Origin of the sequence: Rudaea sp. (assembly GCF_047601565.1) — a bacterium.
Classification (GTDB): domain Bacteria; phylum Pseudomonadota; class Gammaproteobacteria; order Xanthomonadales; family Rhodanobacteraceae; genus Rudaea.
In genome coordinates, this window is sequence record NZ_JASGIY010000001.1 from 1743771 (window position 1) to 1756071 (window position 12301).

A 12301-nucleotide genomic window follows, 5' to 3' on the forward strand; every position below is an offset into this window, starting at 1 on the left:
GTAGAATCCGCCCTGTCCTTCAAGCCCGCGCGACCACGCGATCCGCATGTCCTCGATGCAACGCCCCAACCACGCCCTGACCGAGGGCGCGATCGGCAAGACGCTGTTCCTGTTTTCGCTGCCGATACTCGCCGGCAACGTCATGCAGTCGCTCAACGGCTCGGTCAATGCGATTCTGGGTCGGCCGCGGCCTCGGCGAGGCCGCGCTCGCGGCCACCTCGAACGCGAACATGATCCTGTTCTTCCTGCTCAGCGCGGTGTTCGGCGTCGGCATGGCCGGCACCATTCTCGTCGGCCAGAGCGTCGGCGCGAACGACACGGCGCAGGCCAAGCGCGTGATCGGCACCAGCCTCGTGTTCTTCGCCGCGGTATCGGTGCTGCTCGCGGCGTTCGGCCTGGTCTTCTCCGAATCGCTGATGCGCGGCATGAGCATGCCGGCCGAATCGTTGCCGCTCGCGGTCGCCTACCTGCGCGTCATCTTTCTCGGCATGCCGTTCATCTACGTGTTGAACTTCATCAGCATGAGCCTGCGCGGCGCTGGCGACTCGCGCACGCCGTTCCTGTTCCTCGCGCTCAACGTCGTGCTCGATATTGCGCTGAACCCGCTTTTCATCTTCGGCCTCGGCCCGTTTCCGAAGCTCGGCATCGCCGGTTCCGCGACGGCGACCCTGATCGCGACGGCGCTGACGCTGGTGCTGCTCGTCGCGCACCTCTACCGCAGCAAGCATTTCCTGCGCCTGTCGGGCGCGGAACTGCGGCACCTGCGCGTCGATCCGGCGATCCTCAGGTCGCTGGTCTTCAAGGGCATCCCGATGGGCCTGCAGATGGTCGTGATGTCGAGCTCGATGCTCGCGCTGATCAGCCTCGTCAACAGCCTCGGCGCGCAGACCACGGCCGCCTACGGCGCCTGTTTCCAATTGTGGAATTATATACAAATGCCGGGGTTCGCGGTCGGCATGGCGGTGTCGTCAATGGCCGCGCAGAACGTCGGCGCGAAGCGCTGGGACCGCGTCAACGCGGTTGCCCTGACGGGCGTCGGCTTCAATTTCCTGCTGACCGGCTCGCTGGTCCTCGTCGTCTACCTGTTCAACCGCGGCGCGCTCGGCCTGTTCCTGCCGGACGGCGATGCCATCGCGATCGCGCAGCACATCAACCACATCTCGGTGTGGTCGTTCCTGTTCTTCGGCGTGTCGTTCGTGCTTGCCGGCGTGGTGCGCGCGACCGGCGCGGTCGTTCCGCCGCTGATCATCCTCGCGATCGCGCTGTGGGGTGTGCGCATCCCGTTCGCCTACTCGCTGATCGGACTTTGGGGCGGCGATGCGATCTGGTGGAGCTTTCCGTTGGGTTCGATCGTGTCGATGACGCTGTCCGCGCTGTACTACCGCTTCGGCAACTGGCGTCGCGCGCACATGCTCGCGACGCCTGCCCCGGAGAGGGCCGGGCAGGCCGCCTAGAACTTGTCCGTAAATGAAAAAACGTTCGTGTTGAGTGCCGCGACCGCGGCAGCAGAGACCCGATCACGGTGTTCATCTCGCGTTTGCGCGCGCGTGATCTCCGCGATTTCCGTCGCCGTCGCGGCCGGTTTCCGCGACGCTGTCGAGGAAGACGCAGCCGCGCAAGCCGCCGTCGTCGCCTACATGCGATGGAGTTCCATGTAGACAAGTCTGTTTACACTGCTGCCAGCCGGAGCATTCGCATCATGGAAACACGCCCGCCCGTTCCGCCGTTCACGCGCGAAACCGCGATCCAGAAGGTGCGCGCTGCCGAGGACGCGTGGAACACGCGCGATCCGGACCGCGTCGTGCTCGCCTACACGCTCGACACGATCTGGCGCAACCGCGCCGAGTTTCCGGTCGGCCGCGAACGCGTGCGCGAGTTCCTGCAAAGGAAATGGGCGCGGGAACTGGGCTGCCGGCTTATCAAGGAAATGTGGGCGTTCGGCGAGAACCGCATCGCCGTGCGTTTCGCCTACGAATGGCACGACGATGCGGGCAACTGGTACCGCAGCTACGGCAACGAGAACTGGGAGTTCGCGCAAAGCGGCCAAATGCATCGCCGTTTCGCGAGCATCAACGACCTGCCGATCAAGGAAGCCGAGCGCAAGTACTTCTGGCCGCTGGGACGGCGCTCCGACGATCATCCGGGGTTGAGCGACCTCGGTCTTTGAGGCGTCGTTCAGCGCTGGCAACGCGAGCAATAGAACGTCGAGCGCTGCCCGAGCGTGACCGCGCGGACGGCCGTGCCGCACACCTTGCACGGCTCGCCCGCGCGCCCGTAAACGAACAGTTCCTGCTCGAAGTAGCCCGGTATGCCGTCGGGCGAGATGAAATCGCGCAGCGTCGTGCCGCCGCGCGTGATCGCGTAGTCGAGGATGCGTTTCACCTCGCCGACGAGCCGCTCGTAGCGCGCGAGCGACACCGAGCCCGCCGCGCGGTTCGGGTGGATGCCCGCGGCGAACAGCGCCTCGGCCGCGTAGATGTTGCCGATGCCGACGACGATCTTCTGGTCCATCAGGAAGGTCTTCACCGGTGCCGCGCGGCCGCGCGCACGCGTCCACAGGTAGCCGCCGTCGAATTCGTCGCCGAGCGGCTCCGGGCCGAGCCCGGCAAGCAGTTCGTGCGTCGTTCCGGGAGGCTGCCACAGCTGCGAGCCGAAGCGGCGCGGGTCGGTGTAACGCAGGATGCGTCCGGAATCGAGTTGCCAGTCGACGTGATCGTGCGCGCCCGGCGCGGTTTCGCCCGCGAGCAAGCGCAGCGAGCCCGACATGCCCAGGTGCAGCAGCGCGCTGCCGGCCCCGGTGTGCACGAGCAGGTATTTCGCGCGCCGCTCGATCGCCCCGACGCGCTGGCCGGGGAGCCGGTCGCGCAGTGCCTGCGGAATCGGCCAGCGCAGCCGCGCCTGGCGCACGACCACCGCTTCGACGCGGCGGCCGACGAGGTGCGGCGCAATGCCGCGGCGGGTCGTTTCGACTTCGGGCAGTTCGGGCATGATGCATTGTGCCAGTTCGGCCGCGCCGCCCGCTTCCGGCTTCCGAAGGGGGCAGGTTCACTTATCGCTGGATTTGCTTTCGGGCCCGTCTTGCGAGCACGGGCGATGCGCGGGTCTGATGCCGGCGAAACGACGCATTTTGGCAGCCACCATATTTTGGAAGGAATCACGCCCCAGGGCGCGTTGTTGTTGGAGGTAGACGCGAATTTGCTGAATGACGTCATACGGCATGGTTTCTTCCAGCAAGCCGCGATAAGCCTGGCAACGCTCGGCGATGTCAGCGCCGAGGGCAAGATAAGCGGGATGGGGATGTAGATCGGAGCACAAGAGAAGGCCCGTGTTTGCAGCGCAACTGGACCAGCGATACGCTGCCGCGTCGTCGATCATGCAAGCGCGAACGGGATTGAGTTCAATGTAGCGATAACAGCGAAGGACATAATCTTCGTTGTCGACCAGGCAGGCTTTGTAACGCCCTTCCCAGAGAGTGCCGGTACGATGATGGCGTGCGTTGAAAAGGGAGACATAGTTTCGTCCAAGTTGCTGCATCATGCGGCCAATGGCTCCGGTCTCGGGCGGAGTGACGAGCAGATGGACGTGATTGCTCATCAGTACGTACGCATGCAAGCGGCATCGGTTTTTCAGCAAGGCGTCTTTCAGGAGGGTTAGATAGCGCGATCGATCGCCGTCATCGAGGAAGCAAGGAAGGCGATTGTTGCCGCGCTGGACGACATGCTGTGGGATATCGGCTAGATCGAATCGAGGCAGGCGGGCCATGCCGTAAAGAATGTCTCATTCTGTTTGCGCACCCAAGGAGGATTCGTGCGGTGTCCAGTCGGATTTGGGCTGACGTGCTTGTAGGAATAGGCAGATAAGTGAACCTGACCCGCTTTCCCCCTGGCCGGCATCGAACCGTCGGTCGGCAGCGTGGGCGACTCCTACGACAACGCGCTGGCCGAGACGATCAACGGGCTGTACAAGGCCGAGGTCATCCACCGCCGATCCTGGCCGAACCTGGAAGCCGTGGAAATGGCGACGCTGGCGTGGGTGAACTGGTTCAACCACCACCGCCTACTCTCCTCGATCGGACACCGACCGCCGGCGGAAGCCGAAGCGATATATCATCAGCAACAGCAACACCGTGAGATGCCGATGGCGGCTTGACTCACACCAACCAGCCTCCGACGTTCCCGGGGCGGTTCAAACCTACAGGAGTTGAAGCAGCCATGATCCTCGCCGAAGTTCGTTCCGCTGCTCGTGGCGTCTTGCGCCAACCCGGGTTTTCAGTATTGGCCATTGGGGTCTTGTCGAGCGGCCTCGCTTGCGCAATTTTCATGATGGCTATGTTGAACGGCTTTGTTGTCAGGCCATTGCCATATTTGGATCCAGACAGATTGCTTCATGCGGGGATATATGACGAGGGTTATCCAGACTTCCTCGCACCAGTCACCGGAGTCGATCTTCTTCAGATTAGGAAGCAACTCGGAGGACTGGCAGATGTCGCTTCATTCGGTCGCGTTGCGATCGATCTCACTGATATTGAACGTCCTTATCCAACAGACGGCGCATATGTAACTGCCAATCTGTTTGCCGTTCTTGGCGTCGCGCCATTGAAAGGTCGTGGCATCACAGAGGAGGACGAGCGCGACGAAGCACCAGTTGCGGTTGTTTCGTACGAACTGTGGCACGCTCGCTACGCAGATGATCCGGATATTATCGGGCGAAAGATTCGGATCAATGGTCAGACTAGGGAGGTCGTGGGCGTGATGCCCAAGGACTTTAGTTTTCCGACAAAAGAAACAATTTGGCTGCCTGCGCGTACATCACTGGGCTCGCAGCCGGGCCCCCCGTCGAACTGGATCGTCTTGCGACGGAATGAGACGACAACGCAATCTGCAATCGACGGCGAGCTTACCAGTTGGCTAAATCACGCCATGGAGATTGAACCTGAAAAGTTCAAAGGGAAGCATTTCGGGACTGAGCCGCTTGCCAATCTTAACGTCACGCCAGGAATGCGCAGTACTCTATACCTAATGTTTACGGCTGTGATGCTTGCTTTGCTCGTTGCTTGCGCAAATGCTGGCAATTTGATGGTGACACGAGTTATTCAGAGAAGGCATGAGCTCGCCGTGCGCGCCGCGCTGGGCGCGAGCCGTTCTCAATTGATACAACATTTGCTCTTTGAAGGATTCTTGCTCGTCACGACCGCCGTAGGTCTGGCTTTCTTGATTGCGAAACTTGGCGTTGTTTGGCTACTGGCTTGGTTTCGCGCTAACGACTTTGGCCCTGCTCACTGGATGAGGTTCGATATTGATGGGCTTGCCCTGCTGTTCGTGCTCGGTGCTGCATTGGCGACGGCAATTATCACAAGCGTGCCGCCAGCACTGAGTGCGAGTCGAGCCGCAGTTGCCGGAAATTTGCACGAAGGGGCAAAAGGAGTTGTTGGTACAAGCGGCTCCTTGGCCACACTTATACCGCTGCTAGTAGTGGGCGAGGTGGCGCTTTCTTGCGCGCTATTGATATGCGTCGCAACGATGATTCGTGGTATCTCCTCGCTCGAACCGGAAAGCCGAGGGGTCAATCCGGAGAATCTTTCGACCGTCAAGGTAACTGCATCGCAAGGCAAATATGTGTCGCTGAACGACGTGCAAGCATTCTATGATCGTGTAAGGGATGCCTTTTCTTCTGAGGCAAATGTTTCTAGCGTGACGGTCGGTACAATAGCTCCCGGCTCCTTCTACAATCCCACACGTGACGTTGTACAAGTGGGCGCCCCAATGCCTGACGGCGCGCTGCCGCAGACACACGTTGGCGCCGTAGACGATCACTTTCTGGAAACGCTTGGACTGACCCTTCTAAATGGAAGGTTTTTCGATTCACGGGATACCGCGACAGGCGCACTGGTCGCGGTTGTAGATAGGCGCTTCGCAGACCGCTTCGGCGGAATTACTTCGGTGCTGGATCGCCAGTTTCAGCTTACCCCGAAGGGACAGAAACCTAGTACCGTCACAGTTGTTGGGGTTATCGCGCCACTTTCACTAGACGTCGCTGGCGAGGCCTCTCAGCCGGCATTGCTTGTTCCTTATCGCCAAACTCCAGAAAGGACTGCGCGCATAACTGTCAGGACACGAATAGCGGCGGATAGCTTTGTTCCTCGGTTCACCGAGATCATGCGAACTCTCGATCCTGAAATGCCTGCACCCGTGCGAGACTACGCGTCGGTAATTCGTGGCGGCATTTTGATTCAGAGTACAGTTGCCAAGTGGTTCAATGTACTCGGAGTTGTGAGCTTGATATTGGCGGGTGCAGGCATCTATGGTGTTACGTCAGTCTCGGTAAGTAGGCGCACTAGAGAAATAGGAGTCCGCAGAGCGCTCGGAGCCAACAACGGTTCACTGCTCCGCAGCCTGTTCTCTAGAGTGATGGTGTGGTTGGCGATTGGGTTACTCATAGGTACCGCGATTGGGGTGCCTTACGCGCGAGTACTTAGCGGATCTCTTCGTGGAATCGCGGGAGCCGACGCTGTAGTAGTTGCAACAATAATAGCCGTACTCATCGCGTCAAGCGTCCTTGCCGTAGCGCTGCCAGCGCGGCGCGCACTCAGCGTGGATCCAATGGTGGCGCTGCGACAAGAATAGAACCTGCGGCGGTAACGGTGTCACCATTTCGCCGCCTCCGTCAATAGGCAACAAGATATCCACTCCGCTCGGAAGAGCGGAAGAGGAACGGTAATGCCGTGTCGTGAATGAACCGCTGCCTGGTGTTGTCGGGTGGATGCGGAAGGATTCCGCCCAGTCACCGTTCTGGATCAAGGCTTCTCGCCCCTGAGCTGCGCTCCCAAACACTCGTCGGTTGCCATCGTGCCGTCCAGGTGCCCGCGATGCGGCGCACAGATGCCTGATCTCACCCGAAGGGGATCAACCCAAGAGGGCTCGGACGATGGGCGGTTTCCTCCAACACGGGCGCCGGCGAGGATCGCTATTCAGAGTCCGGGCTGGACGCCAACCCCGTTGCGAGCGGATCGCCGCCGGCATGATCGGATCATCCGAACGCGCGCTGCACGTCGAAGCGGCCGCCGTCGCGCATCAGGAAGTAGCCGGCTCGTGCGAGCTTGTGCGCTACGGCCTTGCGGGCGACGACCTTATGGCATCGACTGGCCTTGCGATCGAACCAGCGCTGGATGGGCGGGCTGAATCGCGTGGCAAAGTTCGCCGCTTCGATCCATGCCCAAGCCAGGTAGCGATTGCCGCACTTGCGGTTGCCGTGGCCTTTCTTCTTGCCGTTGGAAATGCGCTCACTCTTGACCATGCGGCAATACGAAGCATAGTCGCCCACCTCGGCGAAGCGCGCGACGTCTCCGGTTTCCAGCGCGATCGTCATGGACAGAATCGAACCGACGCCCGGTATCGAACGCAATACGCGCTGTTCGCTATGGCGGACGGGCGAGGCGAGGACCCACTTTTCCACCTGCCGAATCTGCTCTTCCACGTGCAACCAGACCTGCAACTGAGCCAGCACGCCATAGCGCACCGACGGATCGGGCAAGGCCCGCTCGATGACTTCGCCCGAGAGCTGGCGCACCGCATTGGCCGAGATGCGCTGTCCGGTATGTCTGGCCCAGCTCGATTGCACCGACAACATCAGACCGACGGCCATGCGCACCAACTGGAAGCGGCGACGCAGCAGGTCGCGAATCGCACGCTGATCGCGCGGGTAGATATACCCTTCGGGCAGAATCCCCAGACGCAACAGATGCGCCAAGTGCCGGGCATCGGATTCGTCACCGCTGTACTTGAGTCCGTCGTACTGCGGCACGGCCGCGGTGTTGGCCAAGTGCACACGATAGCCATGATCCTTCAGGCCATCGACGAGCCAATACCAGTTGTAGGTCGATTCGACAACCAGACCGGCAATCTCCTCTCGAAAAGGCTCCAGCGTTTTGAGGATTGCCGGCAATTCATTGGGTAAGCGGCATTGCCGCAAGGGCCGATCGGTTTCGTCGATCACGGCCAGCACGCTATTGCTGGAATGCAGATCGATGGCTGCGTAAAGTGACATGGCTGCCTCCTGTCGCGGGGGGGATGTTCAGAACTTCGCAAGTCCGAACATACCGCCACGCGCAGGCGGCGGCGACATGAGTCTTCAGGTTCACTTATTTGGCGCAGCCATCAGCAAAGAGCCTCAGAAAGTGCCTCTGACACGAATGGCACTCCGGCCTCATTTCGACCTACCGCTGGCAACGCCTTCTCCACCGCGACGAGGAACAGCTGCTGGTCATCAAGACCACGCGCGAGCGCTTCGACGCGCTGCGCGAGCGCATCGTCGCGCTGCATCCGTACGAGTTGCCGGAAGTGGTCGCGCTCGACATCGCGGCGGCACTTGCGCCGTATCTCGCGTGGATCGAGGCGCAGACGCGGGATGCCGTGACCTGAGCCCGATCGGTTCCTGCATCCTGCTTCCTCGTCGCGCGAACTGTACAGCATGCTCGCCACACGTGAACGCGGCTTTCATGCTTCCGGCGATGTCGGGCGAGCCGCGCAATACAGCATCGGACTCCCGCCGGCCCCAGCCGGCGAACTGAACCTGAATCTTTATTCAAGGGGCCGGCATCGTCGAGAGAGAAGGGTCAGGTCTTGTTTTGCAACATCCGTCCCTCACACGCGAGCAATAAAGCTTGTTGCAAAACATCTATGACTCGCCGCTTCAACGCAATCTATGACTCGCCGCTTCAACGCAAGAGGCCGCGAAGCGGCCGTCTACAGGACAGGAGGTCCGCGTTTTGGTTCGCCGGACGGACCCGGCACTGCGGAGGGTATCTGTCCACAATGAGACACTTGATGACTTTGAGCCATCGCAGTTCGACGGAAAACGCGTTGCGTCAATCTAGCCGGTCTTATCGGGTTTGCCGATAGCCATCATGGTGAAGTCGCCCGCCGCGGTTCTAACAAGACGCTCGATCTCGAAGATCGTTGTTTTGCTCAGAGTGTCCGCGACGCGCGATGCGCGTTGCCGCCATGGATGCTTCTCAGCCGCTCGCACTGCTCGATAAGCCTTTCTGTCTCGGGTCGATCTCTCGATACACGACGCCGTGGCGGAGCACAGCCCAGGCAATCCTCGCCAGTTTGTTGGCGAGCGCTACGGTCGCCTTGTTCGGGTGCAGACGCTGCTCCAATTCGTCCAGCCACGGCCCCCATTCGTGCTGGCTGCGATCCAGGTGTTCGCGCGCCGAGCGCGCGCCGTGAACGAACAGCCAGCGCAGGTACGTGTTGCCCTGCTTGCTGATCGACAGCAGACGCGCTCTGCCACCGGTGCTGTGCTGACGCGGGACCAAGCCCAGCCATGCCGCCAGATCGCGTCCGTGGCGGAACTCACTGGCATCGCCGATGGCTGCCACCAGCGCCGTGGCGATCAATACGCCAACGCCGGGAATGGTCATCAACCGGGCGCACCGAGGGTCGTTGCGCGCCTCGTTGTGCAATTCACTCTCCAATTGCGCAATCGTCTTTTCGATGGACTGCCACTCCTCACGCCAACTGGCCAGCAAGGCGCGCCGCCGTGCCGACAAGTCGTTGCCGGGATCCTCCAGCAGGATCGGCAATGCCCGCCTGAGTACCTTGCGGCCCTTGCCCGCGGTAAGCCCCGCTTCCAGCAGCATAGCCCGAATTTGGTTGATCAGTGCGGTGCGCTGGCGCACCAGCCGCTGCCGTGCACGATGCAGCAACTGCACATCTTGTTGCTCGACGCTTTTGATCGGCACCGTGCGCACCGTCGGTCGCAAGGCCGCCTCTGCGATGGCTTGCGCATCGTTGTAGTCGTTCTTCTGCGTGCGCACAAACGCGCGCACATCGGCAGGAACCAACAAGCGTACTTCGCGACCCAACCCCCGGAGCCGACGCGCCAAGTCGTGAGCGCCGCCGCAGGCCTCCATCGCGAAACATTGCGCATCCAGCTTCACCAACGCCGCAACCACACCGCCTCGATGATGCTTGCTACGCACGCTCACGGCGCCATCAGCGCCCAATCCGATCACGTGGAAATTCGTTTTGCCAATATCGATGCCGATGCAAGAATAGGTCTGGGTGTTCATGAGAGGCTCCGTTGCCATCGCCGCAAGAGGACGGCGCTGGCCAATAGCATGCGCCGCGGCGAGTCATCCCTTAGACCTGACCTTTTCTCTTTGCTGCAGGGCCGCTACAAAGCCGTGTTGGTGGATCGCGATGCGTGTCTGCTCGAAGTGTCGAGGTATGTCGTCTTGAATCCGGTACGCGCTGGGCTTTGTGCCGCCGCTATGGAGAAGCGTCAGCGGTTCACGACGTAGCTCAAATTCGCCGGACGCGAAGGGCTTCACTGGCGCGAACTTCGCGCCTGCCGTATAGTCACACATTCGTTAGGGGTGGGGTCTGAAGAGAAGCATATGTTTGATACGGTTCTGGATTTTCTCAATGGCGGCCTGTTGCATGCAGGCTGGCTGTTCAAGGTGGTCTACTTCCTCATCGTCACCCAGCTGACGATCTTGGCGGTGACCTTGTACCTGCACCGCAGCGCCTGCCATCGCGGCGTGGATTTCCATCCGCTCGTCGCGCACGCGTTGCGCTTCTGGTCGTGGCTGTCGACCGGCATGGTCACGCGCGAGTGGGTCGCGGTGCACCGCAAGCACCACGCCAAGTGCGAAACCGAGGAAGACCCGCACAGCCCGAAGATCTTCGGCGTCAACACGGTGCTGTGGAAAGGCGTCGACCTGTACCGCGTCGAGTCGTTCAATCGGGAAACGCTGGAAAAATACGGCAAGGGCTGCCCGGACGACTGGATCGAACGCCATCTCTACACGCCGCACGCGTACTGGGGCCCGACCCTGACTTTCGTCGTCAACATCCTGCTGTTCGGCATCTGGGGCGTGGCGATTTCCGCGCTGCAGATGATCTGGATTCCGTTCTGGGCCGCCGGCGTCGTCAACGGCCTCGGCCACTGGTGGGGCTACCGCAATTTCGAGACCGCGGACATGGCGACGAACCTGTCGCCGTGGGGCGTGTGGATCGGCGGCGAGGAACTGCACAACAACCATCACGCGTTCCCGAGTTCGGCCAAGTTCGCGCTGCGCAAATTCGAGGTCGACATCGGCTGGGCCATCATCTGCGCGCTGCGCGCGCTCGGCCTTGCCAAGGTGCTGCGCGTCGCACCGACGCTCGACGTGCGCCCGAACATGCAACTGCCCGATGCGGAGACGATCAAGGCGCTGGTCTCGCACAAGTTCGAGGTCATGAGCGACTACTTCCGCGGCGTGATCGTGCCGACGCTGCGCGAGGACGCCGCCCAGGCCGGCGCCAACCTCAAGGCGGTCCCGCGCGCTCTGCGCCGCGCGCTCGGCAACGGCGGCCGTTGGCTCGACGAGCATTCGCGGCAGAAGATGCAGGCGCTGCTCGAGAACCGCCCGACCCTGCGTACGGTGTGCGACTTCCGCGCGCGCCTCGCCGCCGTGCTCGAACGCAACAGCGGCGGCGCCGAGGCGATGAAGGCGGCCCTGATCGAATGGTGCCGCGAAGCCGAGGCCAGCGGCATCCAGACGCTCGCCGCGTTCGCCGCGCGCCTGCGCGGGTATGCGCTGGCGCCAATGCGGGCCTGATCGCTTCACTGCCATAGACAACCAACGAAACCCGCCGCGGCGGGTTTTGTTTTGCCTTTGCCTTCGCTGCGACGCCGCGGCTATGCTTTCCGCGATGGCGGACACAGCCAGTCGATCTTTGTGCCGGAGCCCATGCCGATGTCCAAGCCGATCGAGGTCGAAGACGCCGTGGGCGCGCGCCCGCAGAACGCCGATGCGCTGTTCGATGAGGTCTATGCGCGGCTCAAGGCGATGGCCAGCCGCCAACTCGCACAGCGCCGTGCCGGCGCCACGCTGGACACCACCGCACTCGTGCACGAACTGTATCTGCGCCTCAGCGCGAACCGCGAGCTCGAGTTCGCCCATCCCGCGCAGTTCTTCGCCTACGCCGCGAGCGCGATGCGCAACCTGCTCGTCAACCATGCCCGCGACCGCCTGCGCCAGCGCGCCGGCGGCGACTGGCTGCGCATCACCCTGACCGGCGGCGACGAACGCCTGGCGGTGGCGAGCGCGGAGAAGGCGCTGGCGCTGGATCAGGCGCTGGCGCAACTGGAGCAGGCCAACGCGCGCGCCGCGCGCGTGGTCGAACTGCGCTACTTCGCCGGCCTGCAACTGGAGGAAACCGCGAGCGCGCTAGGCATCACCCGGCGCACGGTCGATCGCGACTGGCGTTTCGCCTGCGCGTTCATCCATCAGCGCTTGGGCTGATGTCACAAA

At 62.0% G+C, this 12301-nt stretch carries 9 protein-coding genes and 2 pseudogenes; 7 read left to right on the top strand and 4 right to left on the bottom strand.

The window, feature by feature from the left end; translation table 11 throughout:
- Positions 1-46: 46 nt before the first annotated feature.
- Both QM741_RS07535 and QM741_RS07540 read left to right on the top strand, forming a co-directional pair.
- Positions 47-1454: pseudogene (locus QM741_RS07535) on the top strand (MATE family efflux transporter).
- Between the two features lie 245 nt (positions 1455-1699).
- A complete protein-coding gene (locus QM741_RS07540; RefSeq protein ID WP_415207104.1) occupies positions 1700-2167 on the top strand; it encodes a DUF1348 family protein in 468 nt (155 codons plus the stop codon).
- 8 nt (positions 2168-2175) lie between these two features.
- On the opposite strand, the gene mutM is transcribed toward QM741_RS07540, so the two are convergent.
- Positions 2176-2988 (bottom strand): bifunctional DNA-formamidopyrimidine glycosylase/DNA-(apurinic or apyrimidinic site) lyase, encoded by an 813-nt coding sequence (gene mutM, locus QM741_RS07545; protein WP_415207105.1) that lies wholly within the window; start codon positions 2986-2988, stop codon positions 2176-2178.
- A 57-nt stretch (positions 2989-3045) separates the two neighbouring features.
- Positions 3046-3762 (bottom strand): transposase, encoded by a 717-nt coding sequence (locus QM741_RS07550; protein ID WP_415207106.1) that lies wholly within the window; start codon positions 3760-3762, stop codon positions 3046-3048.
- A 123-nt stretch (positions 3763-3885) separates the two neighbouring features.
- On the opposite strand from QM741_RS07550, the pseudogene QM741_RS07555 reads away from it, so the two are divergent.
- A pseudogene (locus tag QM741_RS07555) lies at positions 3886-4149 on the top strand (integrase core domain-containing protein); the annotation flags it as partial.
- A 62-nt stretch (positions 4150-4211) separates the two neighbouring features.
- A complete protein-coding gene (locus QM741_RS07560) occupies positions 4212-6623 on the top strand; it encodes an ABC transporter permease (protein WP_415207107.1) in 2412 nt (803 codons plus the stop codon).
- Between the two features lie 403 nt (positions 6624-7026).
- Here the strand turns inward: QM741_RS07560 and QM741_RS07565 are convergent, their stop codons facing one another.
- Positions 7027-8043 carry an IS110 family transposase gene (locus tag QM741_RS07565; protein WP_415205730.1) on the bottom strand — a complete coding sequence of 339 codons (1017 nt, stop codon included), beginning with the start codon at positions 8041-8043 and terminating at the stop codon, positions 7027-7029.
- A 212-nt stretch (positions 8044-8255) separates the two neighbouring features.
- On the opposite strand from QM741_RS07565, the gene cutA reads away from it, so the two are divergent.
- A complete protein-coding gene (gene cutA, locus QM741_RS07570; RefSeq protein WP_415209090.1) occupies positions 8256-8417 on the top strand; it encodes a divalent cation tolerance protein CutA in 162 nt (53 codons plus the stop codon).
- A gap of 593 nt (positions 8418-9010) precedes the next feature.
- Here cutA and QM741_RS07575 read toward each other — a convergent pair.
- Positions 9011-10072, bottom strand: a complete 1062-nt coding sequence (locus QM741_RS07575; protein WP_415207108.1) for an IS110 family transposase — start codon at positions 10070-10072, stop codon at positions 9011-9013.
- A gap of 327 nt (positions 10073-10399) precedes the next feature.
- Here QM741_RS07575 and QM741_RS07580 point away from each other — a divergent pair, with 327 nt between their 5' ends.
- Both QM741_RS07580 and QM741_RS07585 read left to right on the top strand, forming a co-directional pair.
- Positions 10400-11605 carry a fatty acid desaturase gene (locus QM741_RS07580; protein WP_415207109.1) on the top strand — a complete coding sequence of 402 codons (1206 nt, stop codon included), beginning with the start codon at positions 10400-10402 and terminating at the stop codon, positions 11603-11605.
- Between the two features lie 138 nt (positions 11606-11743).
- Positions 11744-12292, top strand: a complete 549-nt coding sequence (locus QM741_RS07585; RefSeq protein WP_415207110.1) for an ECF-type sigma factor — start codon at positions 11744-11746, stop codon at positions 12290-12292.
- The last annotated feature ends 9 nt before the right edge of the window (positions 12293-12301 follow it).

Excerpts from the sequence above, each read along its gene's own strand:
- QM741_RS07575 (WP_415207108.1), bottom strand. The coding sequence starts at position 10,072 with ATGAACACCCAGACCTATTCTTGCATCGGCATCGATATTGGCAAAACG.
- QM741_RS07560 (WP_415207107.1), top strand. The coding sequence starts at position 4,212 with ATGATCCTCGCCGAAGTTCGTTCCGCTGCTCGTGGCGTCTTGCGCCAA.
- QM741_RS07540 (WP_415207104.1), top strand. The coding sequence starts at position 1,700 with ATGGAAACACGCCCGCCCGTTCCGCCGTTCACGCGCGAAACCGCGATC.
- mutM (WP_415207105.1), bottom strand. The coding sequence starts at position 2,988 with ATGCCCGAACTGCCCGAAGTCGAAACGACCCGCCGCGGCATTGCGCCG.
- QM741_RS07565 (WP_415205730.1), bottom strand. The coding sequence starts at position 8,043 with ATGTCACTTTACGCAGCCATCGATCTGCATTCCAGCAATAGCGTGCTG.
- QM741_RS07550 (WP_415207106.1), bottom strand. The coding sequence starts at position 3,762 with ATGGCCCGCCTGCCTCGATTCGATCTAGCCGATATCCCACAGCATGTC.
- QM741_RS07580 (WP_415207109.1), top strand. The coding sequence starts at position 10,400 with ATGTTTGATACGGTTCTGGATTTTCTCAATGGCGGCCTGTTGCATGCA.
- QM741_RS07585 (WP_415207110.1), top strand. The coding sequence starts at position 11,744 with ATGTCCAAGCCGATCGAGGTCGAAGACGCCGTGGGCGCGCGCCCGCAG.